The sequence below is a fragment of the Longimycelium tulufanense genome (genome assembly GCF_014645795.1).
GTDB classification, from domain to species: domain Bacteria; phylum Actinomycetota; class Actinomycetes; order Mycobacteriales; family Pseudonocardiaceae; genus Longimycelium; species Longimycelium tulufanense.
In genome coordinates this window covers 81,731-105,170 of record NZ_BMMK01000018.1, presented here as the reverse complement: position 1 = coordinate 105,170, position 23,440 = coordinate 81,731, and the positions used below count along the sequence as shown (strand labels likewise).

16 protein-coding genes and 1 other RNA gene are annotated in these 23,440 nt (G+C 72.9%); 1 reads left to right on the top strand and 16 read right to left on the bottom strand.

What is annotated here, in order from left to right; translation table 11 throughout:
• The 11 genes from IEY55_RS18890 to cobC all read right to left on the bottom strand — a co-directional run bounded on the left by IEY55_RS18890 (position 1) and on the right by cobC (position 13,852).
• Positions 1-597, bottom strand: coding sequence for a hypothetical protein (locus IEY55_RS18890; RefSeq protein WP_189059682.1), 597 nt, complete (start codon positions 595-597; stop codon positions 1-3).
• 19 nt (positions 598-616) lie between these two features.
• On the bottom strand, positions 617-2,599 hold the full coding sequence (locus IEY55_RS18885; RefSeq protein WP_189059680.1) for a hypothetical protein: 1,983 nt from the start codon (positions 2,597-2,599) through the stop codon (positions 617-619).
• The gene (locus IEY55_RS18880; protein WP_229686527.1) at positions 2,596-5,499 is read right to left on the bottom strand and encodes an ATP-binding protein; all 2,904 of its coding nucleotides are present in this window, start codon (positions 5,497-5,499) and stop codon (positions 2,596-2,598) included. Before IEY55_RS18880 ends, IEY55_RS18885 begins: the two co-directional genes overlap by 4 nt.
• Complete coding sequence (locus IEY55_RS18875) at positions 5,465-5,923, bottom strand: hypothetical protein (RefSeq protein ID WP_189059678.1); 459 nt, start codon at positions 5,921-5,923, stop codon at positions 5,465-5,467. Before IEY55_RS18875 ends, IEY55_RS18880 begins: the two co-directional genes overlap by 35 nt.
• Before the next feature lie 4 nt (positions 5,924-5,927).
• Positions 5,928-6,188 (bottom strand): hypothetical protein, encoded by a 261-nt coding sequence (locus IEY55_RS18870; protein WP_189059676.1) that lies wholly within the window; start codon positions 6,186-6,188, stop codon positions 5,928-5,930.
• 1,262 nt (positions 6,189-7,450) lie between these two features.
• The gene (locus tag IEY55_RS18865) at positions 7,451-8,896 is read right to left on the bottom strand and encodes a serine/threonine-protein kinase (protein WP_268239335.1); all 1,446 of its coding nucleotides are present in this window, start codon (positions 8,894-8,896) and stop codon (positions 7,451-7,453) included.
• Positions 8,897-9,216: 320 nt separating this feature from the next.
• Positions 9,217-9,615: RNase P RNA component class A (rnpB, locus tag IEY55_RS18860), an RNA gene on the bottom strand.
• Positions 9,616-9,742: 127 nt separating this feature from the next.
• On the bottom strand, positions 9,743-10,879 hold the full coding sequence (locus tag IEY55_RS18855) for a bifunctional RNase H/acid phosphatase (protein WP_189059675.1): 1,137 nt from the start codon (positions 10,877-10,879) through the stop codon (positions 9,743-9,745).
• On the bottom strand, positions 10,876-11,613 hold the full coding sequence (locus tag IEY55_RS18850; RefSeq protein WP_189059673.1) for a zinc ribbon domain-containing protein: 738 nt from the start codon (positions 11,611-11,613) through the stop codon (positions 10,876-10,878). The genes IEY55_RS18855 and IEY55_RS18850 overlap by 4 nt, the downstream gene beginning before the upstream one ends.
• Positions 11,610-12,779, bottom strand: a complete 1,170-nt coding sequence (locus IEY55_RS18845) for a Nif3-like dinuclear metal center hexameric protein (RefSeq protein WP_189059671.1) — start codon at positions 12,777-12,779, stop codon at positions 11,610-11,612. The genes IEY55_RS18850 and IEY55_RS18845 overlap by 4 nt, the downstream gene beginning before the upstream one ends.
• A complete protein-coding gene (gene cobC / locus IEY55_RS18840) occupies positions 12,776-13,852 on the bottom strand; it encodes an Rv2231c family histidinol phosphate aminotransferase CobC (RefSeq protein ID WP_189059669.1) in 1,077 nt (358 codons plus the stop codon). The genes IEY55_RS18845 and cobC overlap by 4 nt, the downstream gene beginning before the upstream one ends.
• A 279-nt stretch (positions 13,853-14,131) precedes the next feature.
• Between cobC and IEY55_RS18835 the strand changes: the two genes are divergently transcribed.
• The gene (locus IEY55_RS18835; RefSeq protein WP_189059667.1) at positions 14,132-14,554 is read left to right on the top strand and encodes a hypothetical protein; all 423 of its coding nucleotides are present in this window, start codon (positions 14,132-14,134) and stop codon (positions 14,552-14,554) included.
• A 168-nt stretch (positions 14,555-14,722) separates the two neighbouring features.
• On the opposite strand, the gene IEY55_RS18830 is transcribed toward IEY55_RS18835, so the two are convergent.
• The 5 genes from IEY55_RS18830 to IEY55_RS18810 all read right to left on the bottom strand — a co-directional run bounded on the left by IEY55_RS18830 (position 14,723) and on the right by IEY55_RS18810 (position 23,429).
• Positions 14,723-15,580, bottom strand: coding sequence for an esterase/lipase family protein (locus IEY55_RS18830; RefSeq protein ID WP_189059665.1), 858 nt, complete (start codon positions 15,578-15,580; stop codon positions 14,723-14,725).
• A 146-nt stretch (positions 15,581-15,726) separates the two neighbouring features.
• Positions 15,727-16,401 (bottom strand): TIGR02679 domain-containing protein, encoded by a 675-nt coding sequence (locus IEY55_RS18825; RefSeq protein WP_189059663.1) that lies wholly within the window; start codon positions 16,399-16,401, stop codon positions 15,727-15,729.
• 6 nt (positions 16,402-16,407) lie between these two features.
• Entirely contained in the window at positions 16,408-20,604 is a 4,197-nt protein-coding gene (locus IEY55_RS18820; RefSeq protein WP_189059662.1) for a TIGR02680 family protein, read from the bottom strand.
• Between the two features lie 84 nt (positions 20,605-20,688).
• Entirely contained in the window at positions 20,689-21,885 is a 1,197-nt protein-coding gene (locus IEY55_RS18815) for a TIGR02678 family protein (RefSeq protein WP_189059660.1), read from the bottom strand.
• Positions 21,882-23,429, bottom strand: coding sequence for a TIGR02677 family protein (locus IEY55_RS18810; RefSeq protein WP_229686525.1), 1,548 nt, complete (start codon positions 23,427-23,429; stop codon positions 21,882-21,884). Before IEY55_RS18810 ends, IEY55_RS18815 begins: the two co-directional genes overlap by 4 nt.
• Positions 23,430-23,440 lie beyond the last annotated feature (11 nt).

The window sequence follows — 23,440 nt, the reverse complement described above, 5'->3', positions numbered from 1 at the left end:
TCAGCTCGCCTTGGTGTAGCCGGCCACCCGCCAGCCGGAGGGGCTCGCGATCACCAGGATCTGCAGGTCCCCCGCATCGGTGGGGAGCGTCACCTGCACCGAACTCGCGGTCGCCTCCAGCGCGGTGGCCCGGCCGGTCACCTTGGTCGCCGGCACGTTGGCCGGATCCACGGTGCCCATGACGGTCAGGTACTCCTCGGTCGTGTAGGGCCGCAGCTGCTCCAGCCACTGCTCGGTGGTCATGCCCGCCGGGTGGTTGACCCAGCCCTTGGCCCAGTTCTCCGCGACCGTCAACGCCTCCGGCGCCGGCGCGGCCGGCGGGGGTGCCGCCTGCGGCAGCGAGGTGGTCACCCGCGGTGTCCGCCGCTCCGCGGAGGCACCCGGGCCGATGCTGATCGTGACCTTGGTGGACGGTGCGACCACGGTGGTCGGCGCCGGTGTGTCGGAGCCGCTGTACTCCGGCAACACCAACCCGACGCCGGTGGCCAGCACCGCGAACCCGAGCACGGCCACGACGAGATGCCGGGGCGAGCGCAGCGGCCAGCCCCACAACCTGCGGTAGACCGCGGCCCGGCCGCGGTGGGTACGGATCGGCACGGTTTGCCCCCTCCCTGCCTCAGCGGACGCCGCCGTCGCGGAACTCCATGCCCCGCGACGGGCGGTACACCACCCACACCGGTCGTCCGGCGACAACCTCCACCTCGGCCCGGCGCGGCTCGGGCCCGCCCCGGGCGGCGCGACCGGAGCCGTTGACCCGGGACGGCACGAGCACGGCGTCCTCGCCGTGGTAGTCCCAGCCGCGGTCGGCCACCGGCGAGGTGTCGACCATCCGGCTGCGGCCGGACGGCAACGCGGCCGCCGCGCGGCCCGGGCCCCGGTTCGGGCCGCGCGGACCCCCGCCGGGGGGCAGTGCCGGCGGGTCGTCCGAGCGGCGCGAGGGCCCGGCGATCGCACCCGCGACCGCACCGGCCACCGCCGCGCCGGCGGGCAACGCGGCCGCGGCGGCCGGCCGGACCCGCTCGGCCTGTGCGGTGACCGGGCTGGCCGCCTCCGGCCGCCCCCGGCGCCGGGTGCGCTGCGGGGTGACCACCTCGTCGGGGTCCATCCCGCGCACCTGCTCCCAGAACTCGTCCTGCGGCGTGGGACCGGCGGGCCGGCGCCGCAACCGGCCGAACAGGCCGGGGCCGGCGGTGGGCACCGCGCTGCCCACGGCGCCCACACCCAGCTCGACCATCTGCCACAGCCGCCGCACCGGCTTGCCGATGATGAGGAACACCACGGTGATCAACCCGGCGAGCAACATCTGGGTGAGCAGCGAGAAACCCCGCGCGGGAGCGAAAATCCAGGTCAGCATCAGCGTGTGCAGGCCCGCCATCGCGGCGAGCACGATCACGTTGAGCAGTGCGGCGCCGATCGCGCGGCCCACGGCGCGCAGCACGTCGTGGAAGATCATCGCGACCAGGCCGATGACCGGGCCGGCCAGGATCAACACCCGCAGCAACACCTGGGCGAGCAGGATCGCCGCCTTGGCCAGGAACTGGAACAACGCGTACGCCAGGCCCTGCAGCATGGCGAGGAACCCGGCGCCGACCCGACTGCCGTCCACGCCCTGGAAGTAGCCGTAGGCACTGCCCATCCGGTTGGCCAGCTCCTTGTAGGCGTTCTTCTTCGGTTCCGGGGAACCGGCGTCGGCGCCCTCGGCCACCTCCTGCTTGGTCCAGGCCTGCGCGCGCACCAGGTCCCGGCCGAGTTGCTCGGCCTGCGGCGAGTCCGGCGAGCCGAACACGCCCCGTTTCCAGTTCTGGTAGACGACCTGGTCGTGCAGCACGGTCGGCAGGGCGTTGCGTTCGTCGATGCCGACCTCGCGCAGGAACCCGGCCTGTGCCTGGGACGTGCCGGTGATCAGGATCGCGTCGAGGGCGTGGGTGTAGATCAGCGGTGTCAGGTAGGTGGCCGCGGCCAGCCACATCGCCGCCAGCGCCCACATGCCGCGCTTGCTGATCGTGGCGAGGTCGCCGCGCCAGATATGGCGGAACAGCACGATGGCCAGCAGCAGCGCGACGAGCCCGAACCACGGCGCGTACACGCTGTTGTAGAGCGCGATCGTGCCGGTCATGATCAGGTCGTCCAGCGGCTTCATCAGGTCGCCGGACAGCAGCAGGTAGTGCAGCCCGTTGGTGGCGCCCACCAGGTTCTTGCCGACGTTGAACAGCTCGTTGCCGGCCCAGGTGTCGATCACCGCGTTCGGGTTGCGCACGCCTTCGGGGCCACAGCCCAGGTCGTAGGTGTGCCAGACCAGTCCGGCGTAGCCGACCTCGTCGTAGACGCTGCCCGGTTCGCCGGTCCCCATCGGTGCCGGGTCGAGCGCACCGACCATGCCGGCGCCGGGGCGTTCCGGGTTGGGCGCCTCCTTGCAGTTCTGGGCGAACGCGGGTGGCGCGCCGAGCAGTGACTGGGCGCCGACCAACGCGATGACCACGAGCAGCGGGCCGCGCCGACGACGGCGCGGGACCGCTGCGGGCACGGCCGGGGATGCCCGTCGGCGCTGGGCGAGCAGCAGGCAGCCCAGCGCCGCCCCCAGCACCAGCAGGGTGGTCATGTCCGCCCGTCCCGGCCGGACCGGTCCGCCCGGGACCGCCCGCCGGACCCGCCTCCCTCGGGGCCGTCCCACTCCCGGTGGCCGACACCGGCCGTCTCCAACCCGGAGCCCAGGCCCGGCTCCGGCTCCAGGCCGAGGCCGTCGAACTCGTCGACCTCCAGCGTGTCGGGCTCGGCAACGGCGGGCCGGTGGGTGGCGGACCCCGCCGCGACGGGCTCGGGGACGCCAGGCACGTCGGCCGCCACCTCGGGCTCGCCACGCATCGCGTCCGGCGTGGTGTCCAGCGCCCCACGCAGGTGGGCGAGGTGGTCGCCGCTGAAGTCGATGCGGATGCGCTCCACACCGCCGGCGCCGTCGCCGAAGATGAACTGCCGGGGCGCGCGGTCCCGCTCGGTGGCGGTGCGCACGCCACCCGGCCGGCGGCCCAGGCTCGCGACCACCTGTTCGTAGCCGGCACCCACCGGAACCTTCAACAGCCGCAACGCATCCGCCTGCGCGTGCTCGTCGTCCAGCCGCCCGACGAACACCGAGTCGAGCAGGGACACGAATCCCTGGATCCGCAGGAAGTCCGCCGGGATCTGGGAGGACAGCAGGACCCGGACGTTCCACTTGCGGGAGTCGCGGGCGAACCGGTTCATCAGCACCCGGCCGGTGGGTACCTCGGACAGGAAGAAGGCCTCGTCGATCCACACGCCCTTGCGCTCGTCGCGCGGGCGCTCGTAGATCGAGCGCTGGGTCAGCCAGGCGGCCAGGTTGAGCAGCTCCACGCCCAGCGCCTCGGCGTCGGTCCAGTGCTCACGGCCCACCCCGTCCTTGGGCAGCGTGAGCCCGGCCATGGTGAGCACGGTGAGCCGGTCGTCCCGCGCCTCGGAGTACGGGTCGGCGTCGCGCTCGGGGATGAGCAGCGACATGCGTTCCCGTATCTCGTCGAGGAAGTCGGCGACCACGACCGCGTGCTCGTGGTGGTCACTGGCATCGCGCCGCAACGCGTCGAAGACCAACCCGGGGTGGGCGTCCGGCCGGCCGCCGACCGTCCGCACGGCGCGCAGCAACACGATCCGGGTCTGCGCGAGCCGGGCGACCTCGTAGGGCAGCAGGCCGGTCAACACGTCCAGCACCAGGCGGCGCCGGGTCGCCGCGGCCAACGCGCGTTCCCGCCGCCAGGCCCGTTCCGGGTCGTCCTCGTCGAGGAAGTGCTCCAGCTGTGGTTCGGCCACCACCCGGTAGGGGTTGAGAATCCCGGGCTGCGCATTGAGGAGATTGATCGGCCGCGCATACGGCCGCAGCTCCGGCAGGGCACACAGGTTCGCCAGCGGGCCAGACGGGTCGAGCACGGTCCAGTGCGCGCCGGCACGCAACGTCTTGTAGACGACGCCACCACCAAGGAACGACTTGCCACCACCCAAACCGGCGACCATCGCGGTGAGACCGGAACCGTCCCGCACCTCCTGTGCCATCCACGGGTCCCAGGCGACCGGACGCCGGGTGGCGGTGCAGGTTTCCCCGAGCAGGATGCCGCGGCGGTCGCCAACCTCGGCCGTCGCGGTGGGCACGGACGAGGCCGCCCACACCACCGAGCCACGGCGCATGTAGGCGCCGGAGGCCAGCGGCTCTCCCGGGATGAACTCCCGGGCCATCGCGTACTGCGCCTCGGGGTGCTCGATGGCGATCTTCGGCTTGTAGAGGTCGAGCAGCTGCTGGGCCAGGCGCAGCGCATCCCGTTCGCTGGGGCCGGACACCGCGAGCCGCCACCAGGAACGCACCCGCGTGGCCAGCGCGGTGAAGCCGGAGGTCATCTCGTCGTCGATCTCCAGCACCCGGGCGGCCTGCCGGGCCAGTGACTGCGGTGGTTCCAGCTCGTGCTCGTCGGTGTAGTGCCGGACCTGCGAGCGCACCTTGTTCATCTGCCGCTGCAGCTCACCGGCCACGTCCTCGGGACGGCGCACGTAGATGCGGGCCGACCACTCCACGGCCGCGGGCAGCCGGTCGGACCGCTGCACCCACGGGTCATCGATCTCCGGGATCTGCAGACCGTGCATGGTGCCGACGGTCAGGACACAGGCGTGGCGCCGGACTCCGGCGTTGGAGCCGGTGCGGCCGCGCACGACGACGGTGGGTGCGTAGGGCTCCTGGTGGAAGTCGGCGGCGTCGGTGAAGCTGGCCAAGTCCTCCGGTTCCCAGGCCGCGCCGGGGACCGCGGGCATGTTGCGCGGCGCGGGCAGTCCCAGCGAGCACGAGCGGTGCATCAGCCAGGACATCTCCTCGGCGGTGGCCGGCCGGCCCTCCAGCCCGGAGGAGCCGATCACCTGGTCCAGGTGCTCCACCTCGGAGTCCAGCGCCACCAGCTCGGCGTCCACCGCCTCCGGGAAGATACGGCGCAGCACCGGAGCGGCGCGCTCCACCGCGCGGTCGACGACGTTGCGGGTCTGCACCTGGACCCCCAGGTACACCTCCTTCTCCGCCATGGAGCGGCCCATCAGCTGCTGCTGTTCGCCGATCATGTAGTCGTCGAAGGAAAGCGCGCCGGGCGCGTCGGGCAACCGGTTGACGGCGTTGTGCACGTGCGCCTCGGCCCACATCCGGATCGGGTAGGGCCGCGTGGTCACCCGCAGGTGCAGCCAGCGCCCCTGCAACTCGGCGTACTGGCCGGCGATGGCGTAGACGAGGTCCTGGCGTTGCGAGTCGGAACGGAACGACCAACGTTGCGGCGCGAGCCGGTACCACGCGTAGACGTCCTGGGACGTACGCAGCAGATGGCCGTCGATGCTGCGGGCGGCAATCGAGGGCGTATAGCTGGGAATCGATGCCTCGCCCGGCAGCCGTCGGCCACGACGGCTGTAGACCCGCCTGTCGGCCGCGGGGTGGTCACCGCCGCGCCGGTTGCGCCGCTTTCCGAACACCGCGTACCTCCTTCATGCGGGCGCAGGACCCGCGCGGGCGCCGGGACGACGCCCGGCGCGGCCGGGGTCGTGTCGGGTTGACCCGGATCCGGGCGGCGGTCACCGCGCCGCCGGCGCCGGCGGGCCTCTCCCGGGGGGCGGTGAGCTCCCGCCCCCACATCACGCTGACCGCGGTGAGCGGTCGCTCGTGGTTGATCCGGGAGCATATGATCTTGGTGAGCACGATGGTGACCACCAGACCCCACGCGGTGGAGAAGAAGCTGAAGCCGATGCCCATCCGTCGTTCGACGGTGAGCACGAGGAGGAAGACGGCGATGCCCACGCCGTAGGCGACGTAGCGGACCCGCCAGGGGAAGGTCGCCCTGGGCGGGCCGAGCCAGACGGCGTCGACCCGGTAGACCTCGTCGTCGGTACGGATACGCACGGCCTCACCCGCTGAACAGGCTGGCGATCCACTTGCCGATTCCCACACCGGACCCGGTCACGGCGAGCCCGATGATGGCGAGCGCGACGAACACGCCGCCCAGCCGACGCATGACCCCGGCGTTGTCGCCACGGCCCCCGCCCAGCCACAGCAGGAGTATGGCCACCGTCAGCAGCAGCAACGGCACCATATTGTTGACGATCCACTCTTGGAGGCCGCGTGTGCCCAGCTCTTCCTGGGCCAGCTGCAGGGACGTGGTGATCATCTCTTACTCCCGGGTACGCGGAGCAGTGGCACGGTGGCACGGTCCCCGCCGGTCCTGCCGGCCGAGGACATGCTGGGACCAGCCGCGTGGAACCATACGGCCACCCCTGAGTGCTGAATACGTCCGATCCGGCCGACAACCATCATCGTTCGGGACCGTTGTGTGGTGAACCACCGACGCGGTCATCTCCCAAGTGCCGGGACATTTCACCCACCTGCGAGTTGCGCCGTCACACAGCGTTGTGGGAGAGCGGGGGACGACGGTACGCACGCGCAGCCACCGGAGGTCGTCGACGGGCGGGCGGCGGCACCGGCCCCGGATCCCTGCTGCGAGAACACAAAACCGGCCCTGTCGTCCGCGGATGGTCGAGGTCCGGCCGGGCACCTCGCCTGCCCCGGCAACCGATGCGGTGCCGGCGTGGCGATGGCACGACCGACCGGGCCGTCCCGGACCGAGCGTGTCGGCCCGGGCACGAGCCGCAACGAGGCTACCGGGAAGTCAGCCGATAGTCGGAGCCGGGTGACGCCTTCCTTTTCCCGATCGTAAGGAAAATTGATGCAATAACCGCCATTCGGCGGTATGCCGCCGGATCTTCCGGTGTTCCCGCGGTGCACTCATCCGCCACGGCGTGGGGAGGCGTTGGCACACCGGGGAACCCGACCCCTGCCCGGACCCGGTCGTTCGTCGTCCCGCCGAGTGCGCGCCAGGAACCGGGGCGACGCGGTGTCATAACCCACGCGTACGTTCGAGCGATCTCCTCACCGGAACGGGCTAGTCCCCGGTTGGCGCAGCCGAGATCCCTGTCGGCCCGGGGAGGCCGCATGATGCCAACGGGTATGCGTCAACGGCGCCAGGCAGGGGCGGGCGAGCCGTGGAGCCGGCCTACTGGCGGGGATCGTCGGAGTCAGCCTCCGCGTCCTGCGTCGGAGTGCGCAGGCTGCGCGTGGGAGGGGGTGCGTGGGCCGGCGCCGAGGTTCCGAGCGCCCGCCGCGCGGCTGCATCAGCGCGAGGCAAAGCTCATCCCGACCGGCTCATGCTTCACATGGCGTGCGGTGCATACGGATCTCGGGCGTCCCTGCCGTGGAGCGCTTCAGCGGACTTCTCGCGGGAACCTCGGCCCTCTAAGGGTTCGGGGGATGCGATCCCGATCCCTCGGCGGCGCGGAGCTCCGCCCAGCTGGCGTCCTTGCCCATTAACGAGCGCAGACCGTCGGTGGCTACGCACCCGGCGTCTCGCTCGGCTCTCGGAAACCCGTCCTTCGTTCAGCCATTCCCCCGGCCCTTGCCGGCCTCCCCGCCGCTGGGCTGGCCTCTCCCGTGTTCTCCCTTCCCCTTGCCGTGTTCCTTGTCCTTCCCCCTGCCGCGGTTCCCCGGTTTCTCCGCCTTATCGCTCTCCCGTTCCTCGTTGCTCTCCCGCCGTTCTTCGTTGGCGTCACCGTTGGTCGGAGGGGCGGCAGGGCGCCCGATGTTCGCGTTACCCGTGGTGTCCCCAGTGGCCGAGCCGGGATTCGGATCAGGCTTTTCCTGAGTGGTGGGCTGCTCGCTCCCCTCAGCTGGGGCGGCGTTGCCGTTGGCCGGGGTTCTGGTCGTGTCGCCTGGAGATCCCACCGGGTTACCAGGGGCTGCACCCTGGTCGGGAGAGGAGCCGGCAGGAGCAAACTCGGGGGCCGGTGCCACGGCCGAGGTGTTGGTGTCCGGGGAGAGTTCGGCCATCGTGGTCGTGCCGGTGGCGACATCGGAGGCAAGAAGAGCTAGCGAGGTGAGGCTGGCTCCTGCTGCGCCGAGGAGCGTGGACCATCGCCGACGCCCTTTTTGACGTCGTGGGCTACGGATCTCGGGTAACTCGTGGACCGCGGTCAATGTGGACGTTGCCGTGCTCGCGACTGCTCCACTGTGTCCGGGGCGCAGGAGGCGCACGCAGGTTGCGGCATCCGGTCGTGCTGCCGGATCGATCGCTGTCATCGCCGACAATGCCTCGGCAAGCCAGGTCGGCAGCGTGGCCGGGATGCGCGGGGGACGGTTCAGTCTCGCGAGCGCGACTTCCACCGTCGGTCCGGTGTACTCGGTCTCGCCCGTGACGCATTCCAGCAGAACGAGCCCCAACGAGTAGATGTCGGAGGCCGGGCCCACCGGCTGCCCCCGCACCTGTTCCGGTGCGAGATACGCGGCGGTGCCGACGAGCATGCCGGAGGCCGTGATCCGGGTTGCGTCGATCAGCCGCGAGATACCGAAATCGGCCAGGCGACTGCGGCCCTGGGAGTCGAAAAGGATGTTGGATGGCTTGATATCGCGGTGAATCACGTCTCGGGCATGGACATGGGCCAGGGCGTCGGCCAGATCGGCACCCACGTTGGCGACCCACCGCGGATCGAGTGGGCCCCGATTGATCTCGTCGCGGAGCGAGCCTCCGCACAGCAGTGGCATCACCAGGTACGGGGTTCCGTTCCCGGTGGTGCCCGCATCAAAGACCGGGACGAGTCCGGGGTGGTCCAGTCCCGCGAGCAGGGCGGCCTCGTGGTGGAACCGCTGACGGTCCTTCTCGTCAGCTCCCGGCCGGAAAACCTTGACCGCAACCTCGCGTGCGAGCCGGCTGTCCGCGGCACAAAACACGTCCGCCATGCCACCGGCACCTATCAGCTCGCCGATTCGGTACCGATCTTCTACGACCTGTCCGGGCAGAATCGCAGCGCTTCCACTCCTCGTACTCACCGACTCCCCCACCTTCACAGAGCCAGAGCTTTCTTGGTGGGGGGACGGCGGACAGCCGGGGGCATGACGGCGTCCGGACACCGTTGTTTTCGCCCTCGGCTTCACCGTGCAATACCAGGTTCCGCCGGTCCACGGAAATTCCGGCAGTCAGAAAGCCTCGTTGCCTTCGCTGTCCCACGTAAGAGGGGTGGGAGCATGCAGTCTCCACTCCGGCCGCAGGACGGCGACGCCGTGCAACCCAGGGCCGCGCGCTGTCGGCACGACTGGCGGACCCGGTGGGACCGACCACACCGTGACCGCACCGGGGATCCGGGAGGCTGCGGACGAGCTGACCTGTAAGCCGGATCCTGTTCCCGGGGTCCTTGCGGAGCCCCGTTCGGCGGCCATCCATCTAGGCCTGCCGTCGCCGGCAGGCTCGAGCGGCCTACCCGCAGGCATCGGGCGGGCCACCCTCGATCGCCTGCGCAGGCACCGCACGCGGCGCCCTTTTGGCCTTGCTCCGGGTGGGGTTTACCGAGCCATCCCGGTCACCCGGGATACTGGTGGTCTCTTACACCACCCTTTCACCCTTACCCGACGCATCGCCGGGCGGTCTGCTTTCTGTGGCACTGTCCCGCGGGTCGCCCCGGGTTGCCGTTAACAACCACCCTGCCCTGTGGAGTCCGGACTTTCCTCGGCGACACGCCAGAGCGTGCCGACGCGGCCGCCCGGTCAGCTCGTCCGCTGTCGTCCATCGTACGTCCTGGCCGTACTGGGAACCCCGGCTCCCACCGGGAGCGCCGCAGATCCCCGGAGCCCGCGGCACACGGACCGCGCCCGGCAGGGCTCGATCACGCCACGGTGCCGTCAGCGCAGGTACGAGGTGTCGTTGACCAAGCGCACCGAGGCGTTGCCGTCCGGGTAGAACTCGGCCACGGACAGCGAGGCCAGGTCCAGGTGTAGCCGGAACAGCAGCGAGGGCCCCACGTCCAGAGCCATGCGCAGCAGGCACTTGATCGGCGTCACGTGGCTGACCACCACCACGCCCGTGCCGCCGTACCGAGTGATCAGGTCATCCCTGGCACGCCGCACCCGCCGGTGGACCTGGTCGAAGCTCTCCCCGCCCGGGGGCGGAACGGACGGGTCACCGAGCCACCGCCGGTGCACCTCCGGGTCGCGGGCCGCCGCCTCGGCGAAGGTCAGCCCCTCCCACGCGCCGAAGTCGGTTTCCACCAAGCCCTGGTGCACCACCATCTCGACGCCGATCGCGTCGGCCACGGCCTGCGCGGTCTGCCTGGCGCGCCCGAGCGGCGAGCTGACCACGGCCGTGATGCCGTCCACCCCCGCCAGCCGCTTCGCGGCCGCGGTGGCCTGCTGCTCCCCGATCGCGGTGAGCGGCACCTCGCCCCGACCCGAGTAGCGGCGCTCCACCGACATCGCGGTCTGGCCGTGCCGGAGCAGGAAGAAGCGGGTGGGCTCGCCGACGGCGCCGGTCCAGCCCGCGGGCGGTCCCGTCTGCTCTGGGCGATCGTGCTCCCCGCGGGCCGGCGCCGGACGCTCGGGCGCGGGCGGGTCCTCCTCCCCCCGGGTGACGGTCTTGCCGGCCTGGGTGTCCATCGCCTCGTTGGCCAGCCGGTCGGCGTGGGCGTTGCGGGCCCGCGGCACCCAGGTGTAGCGGACGCGGGTGAGGCCGCGGGCCAGCCGGCTCGCCTCCAGGGCGAGCGGCTTGAGGTGCGGCTGCTTGACCTTCCAGCGCCCGCTCATCTGCTCGACGATGAGCTTGGAGTCCATCCGGACCTCGACGTCGGTGGCGCCCAGCTCCACAGCGGCGCGCAGCCCGGCGAGCAGGCCCTCGTACTCGGCGACGTTGTTGGTGGTCACGCCGAGACCGCCGGACCGCTCGGCGAGTACCTCGCCGGTGTCCGCATCCCGCACCACCGCGCCGTACCCGGCCGGGCCGGGGTTGCCCCGGGCGCCGCCGTCGCACTCGACCAGTGCCCTCACAGGCCCGACTCCCCGGTGCGCACCAGGATGACGCCGCACTCCGGGCAGCGCACCACGTCGTCGGACAGCGCCTGGCGCAGCTCGGCGATGGCGATCCGGTCCAGCTCCAGCCGGCAAGCCTCGCACCGCCGGGCCCGCAGCAGCGCCGCACCGGCACCCTTGTTGGCACGGATCCGCTCGTAGAGACTCACCAGCTCGCCGGGCAGCTCGCTGGCCAGTCTCTTGCGCTCGTCGCTGCGCCGGGTCTCGACCACGTCCAGGTCGGCCAGGACGGCGTCGCGGCGGCCCTGCGCCTCGGCGAGCTTCTGCTCGGCCTCGGCCAGCTGCCCGCGGGCGTACGCGACGTCCATCTCGACGGCCTCGTGCCGCTCCATGACCTCCAGCAGCTCGTCCTCCAGGACGCCGCGGCGGCGGGCCAGGCTGGTCAGCTCGTGCTGCAGGTCCACGGTCTGTTTGGCGCCCACGGTGCCGGCGTCGAGCAGCTTGCGGTCCCGCTCCTCGCGGGCACGCACCTGCTCGATCTCGGTCTCCAGCCGGCGGGTGTCCCGGTCCAGGTCGCCCAGGGTGGTCTCGACCTTGACCACGGCGTCCCGCCGGGCCTGCAGGCCCTTCTCCACCTCGACGATCTCGGCGAGCTCGGGCAGCGTGCGGCGGCGGTGCGCGACGCGGGTCAGCTCGGTGTCGATCGTGGCGAGGTCGAGCAGCCGTCGCTGGGCGGCGGGTTCTGCTTTCACGCGGGGTTCCTCCGGCTCGGGCTGGGTGTCGCCCCGACCGTCCACGGGTCGGTGCGGCGGGTGGAGACGAGAACCTCGACCGTACCGCCGAGACCGGTGCGGATGACGTCGGCCGCCTGGTGGCACCAGGGCCACTCGCTGGCCCAGTGCGCCACGTCGACCAGGGCCGGCACCGTCACGCCGGGCACGTCACCGCGGGCCAGGTGCTCGCCGGCCGGGTGGTGCCGCAGGTCGGCGGTGACATAGGCGTCCACTCCGGCACGGGTGGCGCGGTCCAGGTACGAGTCGCCGGCGCCGCCGCACACCGCGACCGTGCGCACCGGGCGGTCCGGATCACCGGCCGCGCGCACACCCCACGCCGTGGTGGGCAGGGCGTCGGCGACACGCTGGGCGAAGTCCCCGAGTGGCTCGGCTTCGGGTAGTTCCCCGATCCGGCCGAGGCCGCGGGTCGACGGCTCGGCGACCAACTCGTGCAAGTCGTAGGCCGGGGACTCGTACGGATGGGTGGCGTGCAGCGCGGCGAGCACGGCGGGTCGGCGATGCCGCGGGAATGCGGTCTCGATCCGGGTCTCCGGCTCCCGGTGCAGCTCACCGACGGTGCCGAGGGTGGGCGTCGCGCCGTCGAGCGGCCGGTACTGGCCGGTGCCGTCGGTGAACCACGCGGCGTCGGCGTACCGGCCCATGCGTCCGGCGCCTGCCTCGGCGAGCGCGTCGAGCAGACGTTGGACATCACCCACCGGCACCGTGACGCTCAGCGCGTCCTTCGGCTCGGCGGGCTTGGGATCCAAGGGTCCGGTGATGGTGAGCCCGAGTGCCTCGGCGAAGGCGTCGGAGACTCCCGGGTCGGCCGAGTCGGCGTTGGTGTGCGCGCAGAACAAGGCGGCCCCGGAACGGATCAGGCGGTGCACCGCCCGTCCTTTGGCGCTGTTGGCGGGAACGGCGTTGACGCCGCGCAACATCAGCGGGTGGTGGGCGACGAGGAGCTGTGCCTCTCGTTCGATCGCCTCGTCGATGGCGACCTCGACCGGGTCGACGCAGACGAGCACCCGCCGCACCGGCTCGTCGGGGTCGCCGCAGACGAGGCCGACCGCATCCCACGGCTCGGCGAGCGCGGGCGGGTAGGCGGCCTCCAGGACCGCGACGACGTCGGCGACGGTCGGGCTCAAGCGGAAACCTCCATGGTCAGTTCGGCGCGCAGTGCGGCGACCAGCAGGGCGTTCTGCTCGGGGGTCCGCACCGCGACGCGGGTGTGGTCGGGATCCAGGCCGGGGAAGGTGTCGGCGCGGCGCACCGCGATGCCCCGGGCGCGGAGCCCGGCCCGCACCCGGGGTCCGTCCGGCACCCGCAGGAGAAGGAAGGGGGCGGCGGCCGGTTGCCGCACCTGGACGCCCGGCAGAGCGGCGAGCGCGGCGGCCAGGTCGGCGCGGTGCCGTGCCGTTTGTCGGGCGGCGGTCTCTGCTTCGGCGAGTGCGTGCGGTTCGCAGCAGGCTCGCACCGCCTCCAACACCAGGGTGCCCACCGGCCAGTGCGGCCGGCCAGCGGCGAGGCGGTTGAGCAGCTCAGGTGCCGCGAGTGCGTAGCCGGCGCGGAGGCCGGGCAGCGCCCAGGTCTTGGTGAGGCTGCGCAGGACGAGAAGCCCGGGAGTGGTCCGGTCGCCCGCGAGCGATGCGGGTTCGCCCGGGACCGCGTCGGCGAACGCCTCGTCGACGACGAGAACGCGACCCCGGCGAGCCAGCCGGCACACCGCCTGCGCCGGGTGGAGGACCGAGGTGGGGTTGGTGGGGTTGCCCAGTACCACCAGGTCGGCGTCGTCGGGGACCAGCTCCGGGCGGAGCGCGTAGTCCTCGGCGGGATCGAGAAGCACGCGGGTGAGGGGCACGCCCGCGTCGGTGAGCACCACGTCCGGCTCGGTGAAGGACGGATGGATGAGGGCGGCGTGCCGGGGTTGCAGCGTGGGCAGCAGGGCGAAGCCCTCGGCGCCACCGTTGAGCACCAGCACCTCGTCGGGGTGCCGATCGTGTCGCTGCGCCACTGCGGCGCGGGCTGCGAGGTCGTCGGCCGCACCTGGGTAGGAGCCGAGCCGGTCGAGGGCGGCGGCGAGCCGGTCGCGGAGCCAGGTGGGTGGGCGGTCCCGCCGCACGTTGACCGCGAAGTCGACCAGCCCGGGTGCGGTGTCCACGTCGCCGTGGTGGCGGAGCAACCGCCGCCCGTCGTCGTCCTGGTGATCCCCGCTGGTCATCGCGCCGAGTCTAGGTCCCGGCGGGAATCGCGGCGCCGCCGGACCCGGCGGGAGTCGCAGGGACACCTCGCCCCGGCGCGTGTCCGACCGGGCCCGCTATCCGCCCTTCTGTGGCTCATCCCATATTTCGGTAACTCTGCCCTTGGCACGCCGATCAAGCGAGACGGGTGTGGCCGCCGCAGCGGCTGTGTCCTGTGTGGACGGATTCGTCGAGGCGCGACCGGAACGCCCTGGGCAAGGGGGACGGCAATCACCATGAGGACCAACAGAGTGGCACGCATGACGATGAGGGCGGCATTGACCGCGATCGCTCTCGTGACCGCCACGTTCGTCGCCGCCTGCGACGGTTCCGACTCCGGCTCCCGCGCCGCGTCATGCACCGAACAGGAGAAGGCGGTCACAGCCGCGGAACGGACCAGGAGCGCGGCCGAGACCGTGGTCAAGGCGGCCGAGGGCAGGTTGGCCGACGCCGGGAAGGCCGCCGACGCGGCCAACAAGACGGCCGACGATGCCGCCGCCAACAGTGGTCATTCGGCGGCGGAGAGCGCCGAGGTCGCCCGGTTGCTGGCCGACGCCACGCAGGCCATCGCCAGCCGCACGCAGGCCAAGGAGGACCTCGACAACGCCAACGCCAAGGCCACCGAGGCCGGCAAGGCCGTCGACGAGGCACGCAAGAAGCTGGCGGACTGCCGGCAGGGCTAGCGCGATCGGGCGTGCCCTCGACGTCACGGGCGCGGAGACCACATCCACTGTCACGGACAACGGCTCGCCCGTTTCGGAAGGGGAAGAGTGCCGGCTGGGCGGGTCCGGCCCGGACCCGCCCAGCCGGCAGGCATGTCAGCAGTGGTCATGTCAGTAGTGGTGAGGTCGTCAGGAGCAGCGCACGGGGGTTGCGTGCTCCGGGTCGAGTGCGTTGAGCACCAGGTGGACGGCGTCCGGGTCGGCCGGTAGTCCCAGGTGCTCCACCCGGTTGTTCGGGCACACGTCCTGGATGGTGATGTTCTTGACGTCCGGGCCGTCCAGGAAGGCCGTGGTGTACGGGGTGGCGAACTCGTCGTACTTGGTCGCGATGACGGTGTAGTGCACCCCCGGCAGAGTTTCCCCGCCCTCGTTGAGCTTCTTGATGAAGTCGGAGTCGCGGAGCTGCTCGGTGCACGACGTGCACACGAGGTTCGTCGCCGGTGGGAAGAACCTGATCAGCCAGCCGATCGCGCCCCAGGTGGTGCCGTGGTTGTCCGGGGCCACCCCGACCAGCGAGTGCACCTTGTCCGCCCCGCCCAGGAACTTCATGTAGTACCGGGGCAGCATGCCGCCCTGGGAGTGTCCGACGATGTCGACCTTCTCGCTGCTGGTCGCCGTCCGAACCCGGTCGACGAATGCGGAGATCTGCTCGGCGGACTTCGCCATCGGGCCCAGTCCTCCGATGAGGTCCCCGCCGACGAACGAGCCCCCGTAGTTGAGCGCGTAGACGCAGTAGCCCTCCTGCGCGAGCGTGGGAGCCAGGGCGGACCAGCTCGAGCTGTTCAGGAACGTGGCGTGCAGGAGCACCACCGGGTAGGGGTGCTCGGCGCTAGGCTTGCACGACCAGTCGTTCGCGCCCGGCGGGGTCAGCAGGCTGGTCGGCGCCGGGTCGGCGCTCGCCGGCGCCGCGCCCACCAGTCCGGCGATCAACAGGGCGGAAAGCAGGGCGGTAAGCCGACCGAAGAGCCGTCGCGGCACGACGCGCATCGGGCCTCCCTCAATGCGGTTCTGTCCGGGTTCCTGCGGCGACGGGCATAACCTACTTCAAAGTAGGTTATGGAACCAGGGCGTGCGCGGGGATGGCACGCAGGTCGCCGTTCGTGGCAGACCTGTCGACCTCCCGACGAGGGACGTCAGGGCGTCGACCCCCGCGCCCCACAGCGCCGCCACAGGGCCGCCCGCTCGGCATCCGATCGCGGGAACGGGCAGCCGTGCGCGAGCGCCGCTGCCTGCAGCACCAGGCGGGCGAGGAGCTGGTCACCGTCGAGTGCGTGGGCACTGCCGGCCACCGATGCGGCCAGCTCCGCGCGGTCGAGCATGCGCCCGGGCGGGGAACCGGGCTCGAGGTGAAGAGCCGCCAGGATGGCGGCGGCCCGCCGTGCCAGGGCGGGGAACAGCGCCGGCACGACGCGGCCGTCCCGGGCGACGGTGTCGATCCAGGCCGCCGCCCACGGCACCCCGACGAACCCCTCCCCCGCCAGCGCGGCGGAGAGCACCTGCTCGACGAAGCGCCGCCCCTCGTCCTGGCCGGCCGCCCCGGCCACCGCGCCGCCCGGCACCGACCGCAGGACCCGGTCCAGGTCAAGGTCGAACCGGGCGAGCCGGTCGCGGAGCACCCGCAACGACAGCGAGACCCGGCCCGGATGGCGCAGCGGGCGGCCCAGGACGGCGCCAAGGGCCTCCGCGGTCGCGGCGTCGGGCACCTCCAGGCGGAATGCCGAGCGTTCACTCTCGACGGCCTGTCGGGCCAGCCGCCACAGCTCGGCCAACTCCGGCCGGTCGGGGTCGGGAGCGGTCCCGCTGGCCACGGCGGCTCAGTCCGCCCGTTCCAGGGCGGCACCGTCCCAGGTGGTGTGGGTGCAGGCGATTCCGGCGCCGGTCCTGGGCCGCAGCACGTCGTAGATGTGCATGCGCGGGATCTTCGGCGAGACGCCCCAGCCGCTGGGCCAGGTGATGATCCAGTCCATGTCCAGGTCGACCAGTAGGCCGAGCAGCCGGGCGATCGTCGGGTCGTCCAGCCGCTCGAACGCCTCGTCGAGCAACACCAGCCGGAGCGGGCCGGCCGCACCGGCACGGCTGGCCGCCTCCTCGGACTCCGCTGGCGCCACGCCCACGGCGTCGTAGAAGGACGCCGCCGCCGCGAACAGGGTCACGTAGGAGACCAGGCGGGTCTCGCCGGAGGAGAGCTGACGCAGCCGCCGCGCCCGGGGCTTGCCGTCCGGCCCGGTGTCGCGTACCCGGACCGTGAACGAGTACCAGGACCGGTAGTCCAGCGCCCGGGCCAGGATCTCGGCGTAGCCGGTGGAGTGGGCGTCGCGCTCGGCCTCGATCCGCTCGGTGAACACCCGCCGCAGCGCGTCGTCCTGTTCGGCGGTGCGCTCGGCGAACGGCATGCGCACCAGGTCCAGCGCCTGCCGGGTGCCCTCGTCCAGGGCCGCCGAGGGCCGCCACTCCAGCTGGACGTGCACGCCTTGGCTGGAGCGGGCCCGCTCCAGCACGTCGTTCATCCGCCGGCACAGGTCCTCGGCCACCGCGATCTGGCCACGCAGCCGTTCGGCCAGATCGCGGATCAGGTAGGTCGCGAAGATGTCCTGGTAGCGCTCACCGAGGTAGCCGCGTTGCTCGGCCAGCCTGGTGGCGACCCGGTGCGCGGCCTCGGCGACCGGGCGTGGCCCGTCCTCGCCGGTGACCGTCACCGTGAGCACCCCGGCGTGGGTCTCGGCGGTGATGTCATGGGTGCCGGCCAGGGCGGTCTGCAGGGCCTGCAGCTTGGTGATGACCGCGCCTTCGGAGAACGCGCGGCGCTCCGGGGCCGCTTCCAGTTCCGCGAGCGTGGCGTCGAGGTCGTCGGTCGGTGGTCCGGCGGGTGTTTCCTCGTCCTCGGGCACGCCGACCGCCGCCACCCACAGGCCGGGCGTGGCCAACGCGTCCCGGAAGGCCGCGGAGACCCGTCCGACCTCCTCCTCGCGACCACCGAGCTGTGCCCGCTTGGTCTCCAGCAGGGTCTCGGCCCTCGTGGCCTGTTCCCGCAGTGCGGCCACGCGTTCCCGGGCACCGGGCAGGGCATGCCGCAGTTCCCGCCGCTGTTCCTCGAGCACGGCGAGCTGGTCGGCCACCTGCTGTGCCTCGCCGCCGATCGCGCCGGTCAGCTCGGACAACGCCGCGGCCTGGTCGGCGTACTCGGTGCATGCCGTGTCCGCTGCCGCCTCGGCCTCGGTGCGGTCGGTCAACGCGGCCTGGTGGTGGTGCACGGCGTCGGTGAGGTCGCCGACGGTGCGCGCACACCGCTCGTCGAGGGTCTGCCGGAGCTCCTCGACGGTGGCCCTGGCCTGCTCGGCGGCGCGGTGGGCACGCTCCAGCTCGCCGGTCTCGGCGGTCAGCCCCGCTTCGGTGGCGTCGCGGTGCAGTTCGGCGCGGGCGGCCTGCCATCGTTCCTCGGCTTCGTGGTGCTGCTCGCGCAGGTGGGCGGACCGCCGCTCGGCCTCGGCGGCCGCGTCCCGGGCGGTGGCCAGTGTCGCGTGCGCCGCGATGAGGTCGCCGTCGTCGGGGAACGCGTCGAGGTGACCCTGCCAGGCGCCGTGGCCGGCCCTGGCCTCCTCCAGGTCCTGCTGGGCGCGGGCCAGCTCGCCACGCAGCCGCTCCAGCTCGTCCTCCAGCAGGGCGATGCGGCGCTGGCGGGCGGCCTCGCGGGCACCGGCGCCCACGTACTCGGCGGCGTCCTTGCGCCACGTCCCGGCGAGCACGCCGGCCCGCCACCGCCCGCTGGTGGAGACGGCCAGCCCGGCCGGCGCCGACTCTCCGGCCGGGTCGTCGAGGAGCGCCACGGCAGCCAGGACCTGGCGCACGAGGTCCGCCGGCACGGGGCAGCCCGGCTCGGGTGCGGGGACCAGCACATCGGCCAGGCTCGCCCCACCGGCCACCCCGGCCGGGGTGGCCAGCAGGTCGGCCGGTGCCGGGTCGGCCACGCGACCGTCGGCGGTCACCCAGGCGGTGAGCAGGCCGCTGGCCTGGAGGGCGGCCTCCAGGCCGGCCCGCTGCTCGTCGGTGGCACCGTCGGCGAAGTCGACCAGCCGGTAGAAGGCCGCGCCGGCCGCCGGGTCCCGCCCGGCAGTGGCGAACGGGGGTCGGTCGGGCTCCGTCTGCACCCCGCCCCGCAGCGCCGTCAGCTCCCGCTCACGCTCGCTGATGGCGGTACGGGCGGAGGCGACGTCCTGCTCGGCGGCGTGCACCTTGCGGGCGGCGGTCCGCAGGTGCGGGGCAGCCCACTGCCGCACGGCCTCCCGTGCCTGCCGGGCGGCAGTGCGGGAGCCGACCAGGTCCGTCACGGCGGGGACGGCCGGGCGCTCGGCGTCCGCCAGCTCGGCCAGCGGCCCAGCCGCGTCGATGGCTCGACCCTGCGAGCAGGTCTCGCCCGTCCACTGGCGGCACTGCTCCAACCACAGCTCGGCGGCGTCGGCGAGCCGCTGGTCGGCCTCGTTGCGCCGGCCCGCAGCGTCGGTGGCCGCGATCTGCGCCTCGCGCGCGGTGCGGTGCAGCTCGTCGACCCGGTCCCGCTGCCGGTCCAGGTCGGTGGCGCGGTGGCACAGCGTCTCGGTGAGGGCGGACCGGCGCCGCGTGCCCGACACCAGCTCCCCGGCGCTGTCCGCGGCGGCGCGCAGCTCGGCGAGCAGGGCCTCGCCGTCGACCGGTGGCAGCGAGCGACGCTCGATCGGCAGCGGCTCGGCGTCCGGGTCCGGCTTGGCGCGCACGCTGTCGGTGACCACGACCGCCTCGGCCGGCGGCAGCACCGGGGGCGCCGGGCAGCCGGCGCCGTCGAGCCCGGCCGCGGCGAGCTGATCCCGGCCACGGGCCGACAGCTCGGTGGCGGCCCGCACGTCCTGGTCGAGGCGCCGCAGCACGGTGAGCACGGCGTCCACCGAACGGTCCTCGGTGGCGCGTTGCCGGCTGGCGGTTTCCAGCGCGGACTCCGCGGCCGCCCGGGCGCGGGCGACCAGCTGCTCGCGGTCCTGGAGGTTGCGCAGGCCCTGATAGGCGGGCAACGCCTTCAGCGCGTCGATCCGCGTCTCCAGTTGGCGCTCGGTCTCCTCCATGGTGGTGACCTCGGCGTCGGCCTCGGTGCGTTGCCGCTGGGTGATTTCGAGGCGGTCGGCCAGCTTCGCCACTTCGGCGCGCAGCGTGCGCAGGTTCTCCCGGGCACCGGCCACCCGGTCGCCGGCCGTGCGCAGCTGCGCCAGCGCGTAGCCCTGGTAGGTGGACAGGAAGGCGCTCAGCGCGGTGTCGGCCGTGGTGAGGCGGGCGATGTTGGTGCGGATCGACTCCAGGTCCTCGAACGAGGTCGCCAGCTGCTCGACCAGGCTGGCGTCCAGCGGCGGCAGCGCGTCGGTGAGGATCTGCTCGAGCTGGCCCTCCAGGACCTTCAGGCCGACGTCCGGGTTGCGCAGCGTGCGCTGCAGGTGGAGCAGGTCGGTGTAGCGGGCGGCGGGGATGCCGTAGACGGCCTCGGCGATCTTGGCGCGGAACGGGGCGTCGTCGAGCACGCAGTCGGCGCCGATCGCCTCCTTCAGCTGGGCGGGGCCGAGCGGGACACGGTCCGGGCCGGCGAGCTTGAGGCCGTAGCCGACGCGGGTCGGGGTGATGAACCGCCAGGAGTCGGTGACCTGCTGCGAGGTCTTCGACGCCTTCACCCCGACACCGCAGGTCAGGTACTCGGGCGTGCCTTCGGCGCCAGTGCGCCGCAGCTCCACCCAGCCGTAGCCGATGCGGTTCGGGCCGCCGTCGTAGTCGTCCAACATCAGCCGGCGGATGCTGACCGTGTCGAAGCCCTTGGAGCCGAGCTGCCGCAGGTCGCCGTCCAGGCAGAGCGGGAGCAGCAGCTCCAGCGTCCGGGACTTGCCCGAGCCGTTGGTGCCCTGGAAGATCCCGCGGCCGCCGGAGAAGTCGAAGACCTGTTCGGCGTACTGCCAGATGTTGACGATGCCACCCCGGTGCAGCCGCCAGCGGTCTGGGCTCAACTGTCTCTCCGTTCCTTGCTCGTGGCTCCACCCACGCCCGGCCGGCCCGGCGGGCCGGGAGCCATGTCCTGACTAGCAGCTCGGCTAGTCGAACAGCGACCAACCCGCCGGCTGGGGTTCGGGTTCGGCCGACTCGGTCGACGACCGCCCCGGGGTGTCGTCCGGCTCCGGCCACCAGCGGTGCACCGCCGGGCTGAGCAGCCACCGGTCGTCGGTGTCGGGGTCGCGGCGGGCCAGGCCGACGCGCACCAACAGCTCCAGGACGTCCTCGGTGAGGGCGTGCAGATCCTCGGTGGCCTGTCGGGACCAGGCCGCCGGGTAGTCGGAGACCAACGCGGCCACCTGCTCGCGCACCTCGGCGAACCGAACCTCGTGCCGGCCGTCGGGCAGCGGGTCGCGCTCCCGCAGCTCGCGCAGCGCGAGCAGGGCGATGCGGGCGACCGTACCGGGGCCGGGGAGGGACAGGTCCGTCAGGTACTCCTCCGGGTCGGTGGCGACCACGCCCTCCAGGCGGGTCTCGGTGACCAGGCCGAAGCACCGTTCCAGCAACACCGACTCCCGGCGGTGGTGCTTGCGCAACCACGCGGCCTGTTCCCCGGTGAGGTCGGCGTAGAGCACCACGGGGTCCTCGACGAGCCGGCGCCGCACCGGGTGTTGCTGGCGGCGGGCGGCCAGCTCGATCAGCTCCGCCGGGTCGCCCGACTCGGACAGCGGGCCGGAGAGCAGCAGGCCGAGCAGGTCGGTGTCGATGGTGATCAGTGCTTCGACGGGGGCGTCACCGCTCCACGGGCCGACCGTTCCCTCGGTCTCGCTGATCACGCCGAGGGCGAGCAGGTGCCGCAGCGCGGCGGTGAGGGCGCGCCGGTCCTGCTGGTCGTCGATGACGGTGACGCCGGCCTCGACCGCGGCGGCACGGACGTCCGCGACGAGGCGGGAGAGCAGCACCTGCCGGCCGACGCCGGTGAGTGCGGCCAGGGTGAGCGCCAGGTAGGCGTAGCCGCGTGGGGTGAGGGTGGGTTCGCCGCGGGTCGGGTCGTCGCCCGGGCCGAGCTTGTAGAGGCGGGCGAACCGGCGTTCCACCACGAGGCGGTATCCGAGGGTGACCACGAAAAGTTCCTGGAGCTGCTCGCGGTGCCGGTACATCAGCGGCAGCAGGTCGCCGTCGGGGCCGCCGGCGCGCACCAGCGGGCGGCGCAGCAGGACGCGGGCGCAGCGCACCACGTTCGCGGCGTCGATCTCCGACAGCCGGTCCAGGACACGCAGGGCGGGGTGGGCACTCATTCGGTCTTCCCCTCCGCCCCGAGCTCGATCGCGGTGTCGTGCAACGTGAGCACGCCGCCGGCGGTGCTGATCCGGGTCGTGCGGCCTTCTTCGGGGCGCAACCGGAGGCGCAGGCCGCGCACCGGGTCGGCGGCCGAGCCGGTGTCGTCGGCACGCTCTCGTTGCGCCATCGCGAGGGTGAGCAGATCGCACAGCACGCTCAACGCGGCCGAGGACAGCCGCGCCTCGCCCAGGCGAGGGGCGGCAGAGGCCAGCTCCCGCACGGCGGCGGTGCGTTGCGCGTCAACCTCGCGGGCCTCGGCGAGCAGGGCCTGCTCGGTCATGGGGTCGTCGACGATGCGCGAGGTGCGGCCGCGTGCGCCACGGTCGCCGCGACTGCGCACGCTCACCGACACGTCGAGGACCGGGCCGTCCCGCCACGGAGTGTGCTCGTCGTCGGCGTCGTGGTCCGGGGCGGGCATCAGGTGCCGCGCCGAGTGCAGCCCGAACGCGGCGGCGTAGAGGGCGTGCGCGCCGTCCGGGCCGGCCTCGTCGAACCACCTGGCGAGCTTCAGCAGCTCCGCGCGGCGGCCGGGTAGCAGGCCAGCGCCGGTGGTCGCCCGCTTCACGCTGGCCAGCAGCGAGCCGATGGCGCGGGCGGTGGCCTCGCGCAGCGCGGTGACCTGGCTGGGCCGGCCGGGCCGGTCCACGAACCAGTCGGTCAGTTCCCGCCAGTCGTCCTCGGTGCGGCCACGGGAGCGCTCCACGTCCTCGCCCAACCGTTCGGCGGGGCCGAGCAGCGTGAGCAGCTCGCCACGGCGGCCGGTGAGGCCGGCCAGGGTGTCGGCGATCGCCGGGGTGTGCCGCAGCACGTCCTCGACGACCTTCTGGATGTAGTCGACGAGCAGGTCCCGGAAGCCGGAGATCTCGTCCGGCGCGAGGTGGTGCCGGGCGAGCACGTGCCCGAGGTAGGCGTAGAAGTCCCGCACGGTGGCGGCCAGTTCGGCGTGCTGCAGGAACAGGGTGGTGACCTGTTCGGACAGCAACTCGGTCGCGTGTCGGGCGGCTCGCGGGTCGTCACCGGTGGCTACCTGGAAGGTCCTGGTGAGTTCGCGGAGGCCGCGCTCGATGGCGGGCAGCAGCTCGCGGGACACCTCGCGGGCGCCCTCGGGCACCCGCAGCAGCTCGTCGACGTCCCGCTGCACCCGGACCGCGAGCTTGCTGACCTGGTAACGGGCGCTGCCGTGCTGGAACTCGGCGATGCTGGCGGCGACCGTCTCCCGGCGGCCGTGCACCAGGTTCCCCCACTCGACGAGCTGGCGGAGCCGGGGAATCACCGACTCGATCCGCGACTCGCCGGGCTCGACGCGGCCGGCCCGCTCGGCGCCGGCCAGCGCGCCGGCCACCTCGCCGGCGGACAGGTCGGCCAGCAGCGTGGAGGCGAACAGCCGCATGATCTCCAGGTAGGTGCGCTGGTGCTCACGTGCCTGCAGGTACGCGTACAGCTGCAACCGGCGCTCGCCGTCGGGGACGGCCGCGGTCAGCTCCCCCTGGTCCTCCCTCACGGGCGGCAACC